The 12,555-nt window shown below is 65.9% G+C and carries 10 protein-coding genes and 1 pseudogene; 3 read left to right on the top strand and 8 right to left on the bottom strand.

Going from position 1 to position 12,555, the window contains the following annotated elements; translation table 11 throughout:
- Together VFX99_RS02035 and VFX99_RS02030 are read left to right on the top strand one after the other, a co-directional pair.
- A pseudogene (locus VFX99_RS02035) lies at window positions 1-251 on the top strand (hypothetical protein); the annotation flags it as partial.
- Between the two features lie 99 nt (window positions 252-350).
- Entirely contained in the window at window positions 351-899 is a 549-nt protein-coding gene (locus VFX99_RS02030; RefSeq protein WP_329664650.1) for a flavodoxin domain-containing protein, read from the top strand.
- Here VFX99_RS02030 and VFX99_RS02025 read toward each other — a convergent pair.
- Together VFX99_RS02025 and VFX99_RS02020 are read right to left on the bottom strand one after the other, a co-directional pair.
- Window positions 891-2,048: an alpha/beta hydrolase gene (locus VFX99_RS02025; RefSeq protein WP_329664649.1), complete on the bottom strand. Its 1,158-nt coding sequence runs from the start codon at window positions 2,046-2,048 to the stop codon at window positions 891-893. The two genes, VFX99_RS02030 and VFX99_RS02025, sit on opposite strands and share 9 nt — an antisense overlap.
- The gene (locus VFX99_RS02020) at window positions 2,032-3,321 is read right to left on the bottom strand and encodes a wax ester/triacylglycerol synthase domain-containing protein (RefSeq protein ID WP_329664648.1); all 1,290 of its coding nucleotides are present in this window, start codon (window positions 3,319-3,321) and stop codon (window positions 2,032-2,034) included. Before VFX99_RS02020 ends, VFX99_RS02025 begins: the two co-directional genes overlap by 17 nt.
- Window positions 3,322-3,480: 159 nt before the next feature.
- On the opposite strand from VFX99_RS02020, the gene VFX99_RS02015 reads away from it, so the two are divergent.
- A complete protein-coding gene (locus tag VFX99_RS02015) occupies window positions 3,481-4,443 on the top strand; it encodes a 1-phosphofructokinase family hexose kinase (protein ID WP_329664647.1) in 963 nt (320 codons plus the stop codon).
- An 823-nt stretch (window positions 4,444-5,266) separates the two neighbouring features.
- Here the strand turns inward: VFX99_RS02015 and VFX99_RS02010 are convergent.
- From VFX99_RS02010 to VFX99_RS01985, 6 genes are all read right to left on the bottom strand, one after another.
- A complete protein-coding gene (locus tag VFX99_RS02010; protein WP_329664646.1) occupies window positions 5,267-6,502 on the bottom strand; it encodes a glycoside hydrolase family 32 protein in 1,236 nt (411 codons plus the stop codon).
- A gap of 181 nt (window positions 6,503-6,683) precedes the next feature.
- On the bottom strand, window positions 6,684-7,781 hold the full coding sequence (locus VFX99_RS02005; protein ID WP_329664645.1) for a LacI family DNA-binding transcriptional regulator: 1,098 nt from the start codon (window positions 7,779-7,781) through the stop codon (window positions 6,684-6,686).
- Window positions 7,778-9,184, bottom strand: coding sequence for a NosD domain-containing protein (locus tag VFX99_RS02000; RefSeq protein ID WP_329664644.1), 1,407 nt, complete (start codon window positions 9,182-9,184; stop codon window positions 7,778-7,780). Before VFX99_RS02000 ends, VFX99_RS02005 begins: the two co-directional genes overlap by 4 nt.
- A 26-nt stretch (window positions 9,185-9,210) precedes the next feature.
- A complete protein-coding gene (locus tag VFX99_RS01995; protein ID WP_329664643.1) occupies window positions 9,211-10,047 on the bottom strand; it encodes a carbohydrate ABC transporter permease in 837 nt (278 codons plus the stop codon).
- Window positions 10,044-10,898 carry a sugar ABC transporter permease gene (locus tag VFX99_RS01990; protein WP_329664652.1) on the bottom strand — a complete coding sequence of 285 codons (855 nt, stop codon included), beginning with the start codon at window positions 10,896-10,898 and terminating at the stop codon, window positions 10,044-10,046. Before VFX99_RS01990 ends, VFX99_RS01995 begins: the two co-directional genes overlap by 4 nt.
- A 168-nt stretch (window positions 10,899-11,066) precedes the next feature.
- Window positions 11,067-12,392 (bottom strand): sugar ABC transporter substrate-binding protein, encoded by a 1,326-nt coding sequence (locus VFX99_RS01985; RefSeq protein WP_329664651.1) that lies wholly within the window; start codon window positions 12,390-12,392, stop codon window positions 11,067-11,069.
- Between the last annotated feature and the right edge of the window lie 163 nt (window positions 12,393-12,555).

Here is a 12,555-nt window from a genome sequence, read left to right as displayed (position 1 = left end):
CCGGGGTTCTCGATCTCGTCTCGTGGAGCCCGACTTCGAAGCATGACTTCATTCGACTGGTGCCGGTGGCCATCACCGGCCGACGCTTTCCGCGCCATCTGCCGCGCACGCTCATTCGCCGTGGCCCTGAAGCAGCCATCGCCGAACGGGGCATCGCGCAGGCCCTCCCGATGGTCACGGCTCCCGCTGACACGGACCCTGAGCACGGCAAGCCGCACCCGATCCCGCACTTCGCCCCGCTTCCGCATTGAGCAATGCGCAAACGCTGAGGGCCGGGCCACCTCATCGCGGCCGATGGCGCCGCGATCCTTGAGTGTCATCCAGCCGAGCCATGACAGGAGTTGAAGGAAATGACCGTTCTCGTTGCATACGCAAGTCGTCACGGGTCGACCGCAGGGATCGCGGAGCGAATCGCCGAGGTTCTGGATTCGTCGGGCTTGCCCGCTGAGGCGCTCCCCGTGGAGGAGGTCGGCGATCCCGGCGATTACGACGCCGTCGTGGTGGGAGGAGCGGCGTACATGTATCACTGGTTGAAGGACGCTGAGTCCTTCGTCAGGCGCCACAAGCGCGTTCTTGCGGAACGGCCGCTGTGGCTGTTCAGCAGCGGGCCACTCGGCGATGAGAAAGTGGATGCCGAGGGCCACGACGTACTCGAATCCGCCGAGCCCAAAGAGTTCGACGAGCTGACCCCCGTTCTCAAGCCGAACGGCACGCGGGTGTTCTTCGGCGCGTGGGACCCGACGGCACCGCCCGTCGGACTCGGTGAGCGCCTCATGAAACTCATGCCGGCGGAAAAGTCTCCGCTGCCCGCAGGAGACTTCCGGGACTGGGATGACATCGACGCCTGGGCCCGGGGGATCGCCGCAGAGCTGCAGACCGAAGACCGGGGATCAGCCTGATCGAGCTCGGAGGGCGGCATCCAGGAATCCGACCACGCGCAGCCGCCACTCATCTGGTGCGGTGGCCAGACCTCGGACGTGGTCCGCGCCTGGGACGACCCACACCTCTACGCGAGCGGGATCGACCGCCGCCAGGCGTGCTGATACCGACTGCTCGTCCGGGTTCTCGCCGGCGGAGATCAAAAGGACGGGCGTCGACCCTCCGTCGCGGATGGACTGCTCCAGCGTTCGCGGTGGCGCTGCAGGCGTGAGGATATCCACGATCGCGTACGTGAGCGTGTCGAGCGCGCCCTGCACGATTCCCGCTACACCGTACTCGTCGGCGAGCCACGCCTTGTCGGCCGCCGTCCGGCCCGTGGCCCCTTCCGCCACGACCGCGCGGATGCGGTGGTCGACTCCCGCGGCGCCGATGGCTTCCTCCCCGCCCATCGACAAGCCGACCACCCCGATCCGGTCCGGATCGATCTCGGAGCGCTCCGCAAGCGCGTCGAGCGCTGCACGAGTGTCGGCCTCCCCGAACCAGCCCAGGTCCATCCCCTGCCCGCCGCTGTCTCCGTGGCCGCGCGCATCCGTAGACAGCACACCGTATCCGGCGTCATTGAGAGCCACGGCGTGAGCCACGGTGTCCGCCGCGGTCGATCCGGCTCCGTGCCTGAGCACCACGGCGGCGCCGTTGCGGGATGGGAGATACCAGCCCGACAGCCTGACACCGTCGACGGCCGTCATTTCGATTCGTGCAGCGCCCGCAGGCATCCCGAGGCTCGGTGAGGGGTGAGGGGGGAACACCGCCGCCAGGGCGATCGAGAGGCTGTACACGACGACCAGCACCGACACGATCCAAGGGATGAAGACCAGACGCAACCATGCGCGGGTCACCTGAAACAGCAGGACCCCCGCGATGACGAGAAGTAAACTGCCCGATGCCAGCGCGACGACGGCGAAGGCCACGGCCGGGACGCTGTCGCGCGTCCGCGGGAGCGCGACTCCCAGCCCGAGCGACACCGCCGCGCAGCCTGCCGGCGTCGCGGCCAGAATGACGATGAGGCGAACGCCGACCGCCCGCTGATCGTCACCGGGTCGCTGGGCCTTCTCAGCAGCCGAGACCGAGTCGTGCGACGGCGTGGTCCGGACGTCAGTCGCGTCTCGCATCCGCTTTCCCCTTCCGTTCGATCATGCGGGCGAACTCCTCGTCCATGGCACGCACGAACTCACCTCCCGGCACGTTGTCCGCGTCGAAGTGGATGCCGCACCGGAGTCGGCCGGCATAGGAGGTCGCTGCGACGCCGAGTCGTACGTTCGCCGCGAGCACGGCAACCGGCCAGATGTCGGCGACGGGCGCACCGGCGAGCCGGAGGGCTTGCACCGGTCCGGGGACATTCGTGACGAAGCCTCCGACCAGGTGCTGATGAGCGCCGACGCGGTCCATGAGGCGCGCCCCGGTCGGACCGCGCATGAACTCGAGCGTGCCCTGCTGGCGTGCCCGCACCTTCTCGGTGCGCGTCTGCGACGAGATGAGCCGGAGGCGTTGGTCCGCATCCGGTTCGTCCAGCGGCAGCCGAACGAGCATGACCCCGACCTGATTGCCTGACGTTCCACGACGCCGGAGCGCGACCGGCACCGAGACGGGCAACCGAGCCGGTACCTTCTCGCCAGCTGCTCGCAAGACTGCCCGGTAGCCGGTTGCGACAGCAGCGAGCAGAGAATCGTTCGCTGTGGCGCCAAGAGGTCGCGCGTACGCTTCGAGCGCGGCGAGGTCAGCAGTGAGAAAGCCGACACCGTGATGAGCACTGCGCTTCCCCAGCAGCACCGTGGACCCGATTTCGTGGCCGGTGAGCGTCATCCTGATGCGCGTGAAGGCGAGAGTCACGCGGTTCAGGATTCGAGGTACGGTCGCTCTCGGCCCTTCGTCCACGGCCCAGCGGGGCGTCACCGCAGGCGCAGCCGCCCGGTCAGGGTCGAAGAGCTGCTGCGCGATCGCAACCGCCGCCATGCCGTCGGCGAGGGCATGGTGAATGCGCAGAACCATCCCGACCCGAGCGGCACTTACGTCCTGCACCAACAACAGCTCCCACAGCGGTCGACTGCGAGGCAACGGGGTGTTCATCAGCTCGCCACACAGATGCTCGAGACCGGACTGCCCCGCCACACCTCCAAGGAGCCGGATATGGGCCTCCAGATCCGGCCAAGTCCCTGCCCACCGGTGTCGACCGCCGACCGGCACCGCTGACTTGCGCAGCTGCGGGATCCCAGCGATCCGCCTCTCCATGCCCGCGCGGAGGGCGGCCATGTCGGGAAGACCATCGGGACCGACGAACCCGCCCGCGGTCAGCATTCCCGCGATGAGGAACACGTTCACCTGGCCCTCGTGGTCGAGCACGAGATTCGCTTCATCGACGGCCGCCACACGCCGCATCGCTGCCATCTGCCCATGATTCACGGGGGATGACCGACCCGCGTAGTGACAATGGTCCCGCGCTCTGTCGCCCGGGACCTTCGCCTCTGCTCATCGACGTTCACAGCCGAGAGAATCAGCGATAGCCGGGTCTCTCCGGTCAGCCGACCTGGATCGAGGAATCAGCACATGGAAGCATCCATGCAGGCACCGATCGTGACGCTCACGATGAATCCTGCGCTGGACATCTCGAGCGACGTCGACCGCGTGCTGCCGGAACGCAAGATGCGCTGCGGCCCCAGCACCCTGCACGCCGGCGGCGGCGGTGTGAACGTGACGCGCGCGATCCAGAACCTCGGTGGCCACTCGATGGCGGTGTATCCGCTCGGGGGTCCCGCCGGTGAGGCCTATCGTGCACTCGCGCGCAAGGCCGGCGTCGCCGGACAGGTGATCGCGATCGCAGGGAACACTCGGGAGAACCTCACGGTCTCCGAGACATGCACGGGCGACCAGTATCGATTCGTGCTGCCCGGACCCACGCTGCGCGAGCCCGAATGGAGAGCGTGCCTCTCAGTCGTGGCCGACCACCTGCCCCGCGGTGGGTTCCTTGTCGCCAGTGGCAGTCTGCCACCCGGCGTCCCGTCGGACTTCTATGCTCTGCTCACCCGGGTTGCGGCCGATAACGACGTTCGCGTGGTCGTTGATGCTTCCGGACCGCCGCTCGCGGCTGCACTGAACGAGGGCGTATTCCTCATCAAGCCCAGCAGGGACGAGCTCGCTGAGCTCCTGGGGATCGATCGGGAGCTGGAGCCGGACGAGCAGACGGACGCGGCCCAGTCGATCGTCCGGAGCGGACGCGCTGAGGTCGTCGCTCTCACCATGGGCGCCGCCGGCGCCGTAATGGTCTCGAAGGAGGGTGCGCTTCGCCTTCCGACGCCCCGCGTGAAGGTCGTCAGCACCGTCGGAGCAGGCGACGCCTTCCTCGCCGCGCTGGTGCTGAGGCTGGCCGAGGGCCAAGCGATGTCGAACGCATTCCGCACTGCGGTCGCAGCCGGCAGCGCGACTGCCGCGATGCCGGCCACCGAGCTGTGTCGCGCGGAAGATGTCGCTCGCCTCGAGGAGCAGCTCGTCGCGGACAGGGTGGGCGCGTAGCCCCGCGTCCGGGTTCGAGGGGGAGGCGGAGCTTAAGCAGGGAGAGCAGAGGGTCGATGGGACCTTCGGCTCTGCCATGCGCGGACTCACGATGCCCCAGTGGAGCGGTGGAGAACACGAGTCCATCCCCATCTCTTGCCGGAGTGACAGCACCGCCCGGCAGGTCCGCAGCGCCTAGCTGGACGGGGTGGGTGCTAGCGTGCGCGATCGGCGAGAGCATTGGGATGACCGCTTCGGCATCCGCCGCCCGCTTGGCCGACGGACTACCAACCCCGGCGGTGCCGGGCCTGGTCGTCGCCGGCGGGCTGATCGAGGGGCTCGCGCTGGGGGCACTGCAAGGACGGTGGAGGCGCGCACATACCCCAGCCTGTCGGCGTGCGCGTGGACGCTGACGACCGTCCTCGTGGCTGGTGTCGGTTGGGCGTTGGCCTCCGCCCCGGCGCCGTTCAGGATTCCGGGCGGCGGAAACGCGCCGCACCCGCTCCTCGTCATGACGATGGCCGCAGCGCTGGGACTGGTTATGGGTGCCGTGATGAGCACCGCGCAGGCATTGGTGTTGCGCCGCCGTGTCCGCCATCCCTGGCGCTGGGTCGGGATCAGCGCCGCCGGGTGGACGCCGGCGATGGTCATCATCTTCGTCGGCGTAACGGTTCCGGACCCGTCCTGGCCCACTGCCGCTGTTATCGTCCGGGCCGCGGTAACTGGCGCTATCGCGCCGACGTGCTCCTCCGGTTGCGCGGGTTTGGCGTTCGCGACGATGTCGATGAGCGCCTCACCGATGACCAGCACTCCGTCGCCTTGGCGTGTGATCGCGCCTAGTGGGCTATCTGCTGAGGGCATTACCGGCGATCCCTGAGTTGCTGCCCCGCACGGTCAGGGTGGTGCCGTTCGGGGTGATGGGAGCGGCGAACAGGCCCGCGCCGCTGGCGATCTCCAACACCGGACCGTCGACGATGACCCGGACGTCCCCGAAGTAAGGGAAAGCCCATTCCTTTTCGCCGAGGGCCACCGTCAGTTCGTCGTTGTCACGGACGACCGAGACCACGGTCTGGCCGCCGGATTCGACCGACAGGCCGGCGTGGTCCGGGGTCCATGTGATGTCTGCGGCGAGCCCCGGGATGTTCCCGGTGGGGGTGCCGGCCCGGTATTTGTCGAGGTCGGGGTGTGGGGTCGCGACTAGGGTGTCGGCGTCGAGCGTGAGCACATAGGGCACGCTGTGTGCGCTGGCCCAGCCGGCCGGCTCGTCGGCGATGCCGCGCATCCAGAAGCTCAGGCATGCTCGCCCCTCGGCGTCCCGGAACAAGGACGGCGCGTAGTAGCTGTCGCCGTAGGTCAGCCGGCCCCAGCGGGTCGCGGTGAACCTGCCGTCCGCATAGCTGCCGACGGCGTACCCCGCGTAGTGGAGCACGTCGTCATCCCACACGGAAGAGACCATCACGGCCCGGCCGTCGAGGTCGAAGATCTGCGGGCACTCCCACAGTGCGCCCATCCAGACATCCGCGGTCTCGGACGTCGAGCGTGACAGTGCCACACCCTCGTACTCCCAGACTTCGAGGTCGTCGGACCGGTAGCTCAACGCCATTGCCGTGCCGTCCGCGCCGGCCGCGCCGACGAACATCCGCCACGCGTCGGGGTCCTCGCGCAGGAACGGGTCCCGGTAGGCGATCAGGGCCAGATCAGCCGGAGCGTCGACGACGAACGGGCCCTTCGTCCACGAGATCCAGTCATCGTCCTCCGGCGTCGCGACCCGGATGCGTCCGATGCCGAAATCCGGCTCCGATATGGAGGTGTAGAAGATCCGGGTAGCCCCGTCGCCTCCGGTGACCAGCGATCCGGTCCAGATCCCGTCGTCACCGTCGCCTGGGGCGATCGCGACCGGCAGCTCCTGCAGCGAGAGCAGGTCGGGCCCTCGCGCGTGACCCCAGTGGCAGTTCGGCGCCCAATCGGTGCGGCCGGGAACGTACTGGAAGAACGCGTGGTACTCCCCGTCGCGGTAGGTGATGCCGTGCGGGTCATTGATCCACCCGGATGCCGCGGTGAAATGAAACTCAGGTCGCATGCTCACGCCTCCTCAGCGTGCTGGTACTCACTGTCATCGGCGGGAGAGCCGACTCCCTCGAAGGGACGGAGGGGCCTGCGCCGCGAGTCTGCGGTTCCGACCCAGACCCCTCCGCTTCTCCACGACGTGAGCCGCAGAGCTCATGGCACGTGCAGGTCAGATGACCGCAGCGGCGAGACATTCAATCGATCTCGGAATCGTCTCTCCCCTGCCCTGTCGGGGCAGCTACGGACTCGCGGTGCACGATCGGACAGGTCAGAAGGGTGGGGTGGCCAGGGAGCAGCCCGTGTTCGGGGCGACGCTGGATGATCCCCATGAGCTCAGCGACGGCCCGGGCACCCATCTCGTAGTGCGGCAACGCAACGGTCGTCAGCGGCGGAAAGAGACTCGTCGGGATGGGGTCCTGGTCGTCGAATCCGACGACTGATATGTCGGCTGGAATGGATAGGCCCCGTTCAGCTATCGCCCGATAGGCACCCATGGCCATTCGGTCGTTGTAGCAGAACAGCGCGGTGGGGCGTTGATCGTGGCTCGCCGCGACATCGAGTAGTCGCGCAGTTGCGTCGTAACCCCCGCTCGCCTCCGCTTCGCCTTCGACGACGAAACGGTCGGGGTCTAGTCCAGCCGCCAGCATGGCGTCGCGGTACCCGAGCAGGCGGCCGCGCGTTGCTGGGACGTCGACTGAACTGGCAGCGAATGCGATCCTTCGATGGCCACGGGAGACCAGCATGTCGATGACGGATGCTGCGCCGGAGCGTTCATCCGGTATGAACGAGGGAATCTCCCGACGGACGTCGCGGGCGCCGATCAGCACAGCCGGCACCCCGAGCATCTCTTCGGGCGGGTTCACCTCGTCGTGGTAGACCGTGGCGTAGATCACTCCGTCGGCTTGTCGGTCGAGGAAGGCCTGAACTTCGGTTGCGTCGATATCCACCGCAGGGTTCAGGCTCGAGTTGATGATCGCCAGCATGAGATTGTTGCGGCTCGCCTCTTCCTGAGCGCCGAGGATGATCTTGCCTGCGTGGGGCGTGGTCGCGATCTCCTCTGTAATGAGGCCGAGCATTTCTGATGCCTGGGTGCGCAGCCCGCGCGCCAGCCGATTCGGTTGGTAGCCGAGCTTCTCCGCGGCCGCCTTGACGCGACCCCTCGTGTCATCGCTGGTGCGGGTGTGAGGGGTGTCGTTGAGTACGTGTGAGACAGTCGTCACCGACACGCCAGCAGCCGCGGCGACGTCGCGGATGCCGACCTGTTTGCGGGTCACACGACTCTCCGTTCTCATGGGTGATCCCTTCGTACCATTGCTGGGGCGTCTTTCCGGGTTACTCGTCTCAGGCCGCTTGGCATTGTCCCCATTGAGGGGGTGTGCCTGATGGCGTTCAGCGATTCGTCCGCGATCACTTGGTCTTCGCGACCAGAGTCGAGAATGGTGTTCCGAGTCGCCGCCGCATCAACCATGACAGTGGTGACGACGAGTCCTTCCGATTCCTCGGTGGTCAACAACGCGTCGACCTGTCCCTCGAAGGCTGAGTCGTTGGACTTCACGTCGACATCCATCGCCACGACGTGGTTGCTGGAGAGGTAGTTGCCAGTGCCGGTGATCAGCCGGATGATCACCGGGGTCGCGCCTGCCGGCCGGACGCTCAGTGAGTCGATGACCTCGGAGAAGTGGTTCCCGATCACGGAGTTGTTGCTGCCGTTGATTCTCAGGAGCCCGAAGAGGTCGTCGCGCCCGTTGTCGACTCCGAGGAACGGTGTCCAGGGCTCATGGTCGTGAAGGAAGTGATTCGAGGCGACGAGGTTCTCTGCGCTGTTGGCCGCGAGAATGACCATTCCGGGGTAGAACGAGTGCAAGCGGTTGTTGGTGACGCTTGAGCGGGTGACACCGTCGAGGTGAACGCTGCTCGCACCCCTCGGGAAGATGTTGTTGGCAGTGATCAGGAGCCCGCCGTGGTTCTCGGCATAGATCGAGTGGCCTCGAAAACCCGCGCCGAGCAAGTTGTCGGTGATCTTTGACGCCTGACCCCACCCGCGCAGCTCGATGCAGTTTCCGCATTCGGCGATGAAGTTGTCGTGGATGGAAAGGGCGTCGGCGTTGTAGATCGTGAGAGCATGCTCGAGGTACACGAACCCCATGCCGGTGATCCGGAGGGAGTCGTTGGCGTCCGCGACGGAGATGCCCGTCTTGCCGTTGACGTAGGAGTTCTCGAGGTTGTCGCCCGGCCCGTCACCGCTGAAGTGCAGTCCGTCGATGCAGAAGTTGGAGAACTCCACCGAGCTGATCCTGGGGCTTCCGGTTCGTGCAACACGGAATGCGGCACCCGTCGACTCGTCGTTGGCCGTATCGAGGGCGAGGTCGACGAGGATGCGGCTGCCTCCGGGCCAGAGTTCGTGCAACCCGGCCCACTCATCGTCGGCAACGTTGAAGCGGATGCTCGACGACGTGAAGCCGTGTCCTGAGCCTTGGATCTTGAGGAAGCTGATATCGATCAGTACCTGCGTGCGAAGCCTGTAATCACCCGGGGGTATGTAGATGACGGCGCCCGGTTTCCCTCCGTCGTTCACGTCGGCGATTGTTTGGCGTGCCTTGACGTCCGCGATGATGCTGTTGATCACCTCGCCGATGTCCTCGAAGGGATCACCGTGGGGCCACGCCGTCACGTCGTAGTGGTTGTTGCTGGGCACAGGGTTTCCGTTCATGTCGCGGTGCCTCAGCCTTTGACGGCGCCGAGCGTGAGGCCGGCGACGATCTGCCGTTGCAGGAACAAGGTGAGCAGGATGACCGGCACCGAGTAGAGGGCCGCGAGGGCAGTCATTCCACCCCAGTCGAGGCCGAACTGGCTTTGGAAGTTGGCGATGACCACCGGTGTGGTCTGCGCGCGCACCGATGTCAGTAGGAGTGCGAAAAGGAACTCATTCCATGACGCGAGGAAGGCGAAGATCGCCGTCACCGCGAGTCCACCACCAACGACGGGCAGGACGACCTTCCACAAGGCTTGGAGGCGTGAGCATCCGTCCATGGCTGCTGCTTCGTCCAGTTCGTCGGGTACGGCCTCGAAGAAGCTGGCCATCAGCCAGATCGATAGAGGTAGCGAGATCGTGGTGTGGGCCAGGGCCAACCCGAACGATGTGTCGGTCAGCCCGAGGTTTCGCATGGTTTCGACGAGTGGTGCCCCGATGGCAATTGTGGGGACCATGCGCGTCACCAGCGCGGCGACGATGAAGACACGGCCGCTCGGCGTCCGGAATCGGGTGATCGCGTATGCGGCAGGTACCGCGAGGACGAGCGAGAGCGCGGTGGAGATCACCGCGGTGACGACGCTGTTGATCAGTGCTGCCACGACGCCCTCGCGGCTGAGCGCCGAGACGTAGTTCTCCAGCGTCCACTTCTCCGGCCACACGGTCGGCGGTACGGCGATCGCGTCGAGTGGGGTCTTGAACGAGGTCAGAAGCAGGTAGATGAAAGGGAAGCCGTAGAGGATGAGGGCGGCGGCGAGCAGCGCCCAAAGGATGATGCGGGACTTTCCACGGGTCTCGAGGGGATTCATCGTGTGCTGCTTCCGGGTCGCCAGATGAGGGTGATTGCGGTGATCGCGACGGCGAGCATGACGATCAGGTAGACGGTGCCCATCGCGCTCGCCAGGCCGGGGTCGCCGAACCGGGTCATGGTGCGGTAGATGAGGAGGCTCAACGTGGTGGTGCTGCCCTGGGGCCCACCGTCGGTCTGGATCAGGATGATGTCAAACGCGCGGGCGGCATCGATGCCGCGCACGATGAGCGCGACGGCGATCACCGGGCGGAGCAGGGGGAGGATGATGCTGAACAGCAGGCGTGGGTATCGGGCGCCGTCGATTCTGGCTGCTTCGATGACGTCGCCGGGGATGTTCTGCAACCCGGCGAACAGGACGAGGGTGATGAAGGATGTCGTCAGCCAGATGTCAGGGATCGATACGGAGAACAGGGCGATGTTGGGGTCGCTGAGCCACTGAATCTGGTCCGGGCTGGAGAGGATTCCCCAGCGGTAGAGCAGCTCGTTGACGATGCCGAAGTTGTCGATGAGCATGAAGCGCCAGAGCAGTCCGGCGACGACCGGTGCGATCATCAGCGGGTACATGAATGCGGTGCGGAAGACCGCGGACCGCTGGCCGAGTGCGGTGAAGAGGAGCGCGACGGCTAGGCCGAGCACGAACTCTGAGATGACGACGATCAGTGTGTATGCGATTGTGCGGACGGCTGCGTTCTGGAACGCCTCGGAGGCGAAAGCGGTCGCGTAGTTCGCGAACCCGACGAATACACGTGGTGCCCCAGCGAAGGGTGAGATCTCGAAGAAGCTGTCGTAGACGAAGCGGAGCATTGGCCAGAGGACGAATGCCGCGAGGAAGGCCGCTGCTGGAGTCATCAGAGCGAGCGCGAACGCGTTCTCACTCAGCTGCTTACGTGGACGTCGTCCGGACTTGATCGCCGGCGATTGACCGGCTCCCCCGGGCGGGGCGGCGGCTGGCGCCGCCCCGACCGGGATCTGAGGGCTCTTGATGGCCACTGTGGAACCTTTGTTTGGTGCGATCGTCTATTCGACGATCGCCTCGAGCTGGGACTTGGCGTCGGACAGCAGTTGCGCGGTGTCCGCACCTGGCTCTACGGCCTTCTGCAGCATTGGCACCAGGACGGTATCGACGATCTCCTGCCACTGAGCCGTCGCCGGCCGGGGCAGGGTCTGCGGTGCCTCGAGCGTGTCCAGCAGCGCAGGGAAGTTCTCGAATCCCGGCTCACTAGCCTTGCTCTCGAATGCGGACTTCCGCGCCACCAGACCCAGTGAGGTGTCTGCCGACAGATCGTTGTGCTCGTATGCGAACGCGATGAACTCCTTCGCGGCCTCCTGCTTCGAACCCGAGACCGGCACCGACAAATACCACGCTCCCGGCACCCCCGCGATGCCGCCGGATCCCCCGATCATCGGCGCGACGCCGATGTCATCCTTGATCGTGGAGTCATCCGGAGTGGCACGGTAGGCGTGGCCCCAGAAGCGCATCATGGCCAGGCTTCCCTGGTAGAAGAGGTTCTGTGCACCGGCCCAGTCGAGCTGAGCAGCACCCGAGGGGGCGTAGGGCAGCAGGCTGATGTAGTAATCGAGCGCCTCCTTGTGCGCGGCGTCGTCGATGGTCACCTCGCCGGACTCGGCGTCGAGAACCATGTGCTCCTCGCCGGCTTGCGACACGGTCGCCAACCACTCGGTCTCAACAGCTCCCTTGACATCTGTCCCGTAAAGGTCAACGACTCCGTCGCCGTCCGTGTCGCGAGTGAAGAATTCGGCGGCGTCTCTGTACTGCTCCCACGTGGTGGGCGGCGCAAGCGGATAACCGTACTTCGCCTCGAAATCCGACATGTTGGTCGGATCCTCGAACAAGTCGGTGCGGTAGAACAGGATCTCCGAGTTGGTCCACACCGGCATCCCGATGAACTTGCCGTCGACCTGCGCCTCGGTGACAAGACCGCCGAAAAGGTCTGACTTCACTTCGTCGGTGTAGAGGTCGTCGATCGGCGCGAGCCCCGGCGCGAACGCGGTTAGCCAGATCGCATCGAGCGCCGCGATGTCGAACGACGGCTCGCCAGCCTGCAGCTCGGTCGAGATGCGGTCATACAGCCCGGCATACGGCAACTCGACGAGAGTCACCTTCGTGCCGGTCTCCTCTTCGTAGAGGTCCGCGATGGGCTGCAGCTCGAGCTTGCCACCGCCCTCGACCACGATCGTGAGGCTGTCATCGCCCGAAGCGGACGAACCGCCCCCACCGGCGCCGCAGCCGCTGAGTACCAGGGCCGCAGCTACGGTTGCTGCCGCACCCGCCAGTACTCGCCTGCCGCGCCGACCATGGACGCTGTTTCTGCGGAGCTTCATCACTTCGTCTCCATTCGTGTTGTGTGAGTTTGCAGACTCTGGCGCCAAGACGATTTGGCAAAACGTCTTGGCATGACAATAGAACCGATCTGCTTGGGTGTCAACCAAAGAATGGAGACTGCCCCAGCCGCCAGCCATCTGCGGACACCAGCGGCGAGTCAAC

It is taken from the genome of Microbacterium sp. (assembly GCF_036277215.1).
In the GTDB taxonomy this organism is placed as follows: Bacteria; Actinomycetota; Actinomycetes; order Actinomycetales; family Microbacteriaceae; genus Microbacterium.
Note: the sequence above shows the minus strand (reverse complement) of the source record. Positions and strands in the feature narration are given on the sequence as shown.

What these genes read in the sequence shown, in the direction of transcription:
- VFX99_RS02030 (WP_329664650.1), top strand. Translation starts at nt 351, where the DNA reads ATGACCGTTCTCGTTGCATACGCAAGTCGTCACGGGTCGACCGCAGGG.
- VFX99_RS02025 (WP_329664649.1), bottom strand. Translation starts at nt 2,048, where the DNA reads ATGCGAGACGCGACTGACGTCCGGACCACGCCGTCGCACGACTCGGTC.
- VFX99_RS02020 (WP_329664648.1), bottom strand. Translation starts at nt 3,321, where the DNA reads ATGGCAGCGATGCGGCGTGTGGCGGCCGTCGATGAAGCGAATCTCGTG.
- VFX99_RS02015 (WP_329664647.1), top strand. Translation starts at nt 3,481, where the DNA reads ATGGAAGCATCCATGCAGGCACCGATCGTGACGCTCACGATGAATCCT.
- VFX99_RS02010 (WP_329664646.1), bottom strand. Translation starts at nt 6,502, where the DNA reads ATGCGACCTGAGTTTCATTTCACCGCGGCATCCGGGTGGATCAATGAC.
- VFX99_RS02005 (WP_329664645.1), bottom strand. Translation starts at nt 7,781, where the DNA reads ATGAGAACGGAGAGTCGTGTGACCCGCAAACAGGTCGGCATCCGCGAC.
- VFX99_RS01995 (WP_329664643.1), bottom strand. Translation starts at nt 10,047, where the DNA reads ATGAATCCCCTCGAGACCCGTGGAAAGTCCCGCATCATCCTTTGGGCG.
- VFX99_RS01990 (WP_329664652.1), bottom strand. Translation starts at nt 10,898, where the DNA reads ATGACTCCAGCAGCGGCCTTCCTCGCGGCATTCGTCCTCTGGCCAATG.
- VFX99_RS01985 (WP_329664651.1), bottom strand. Translation starts at nt 12,392, where the DNA reads ATGAAGCTCCGCAGAAACAGCGTCCATGGTCGGCGCGGCAGGCGAGTA.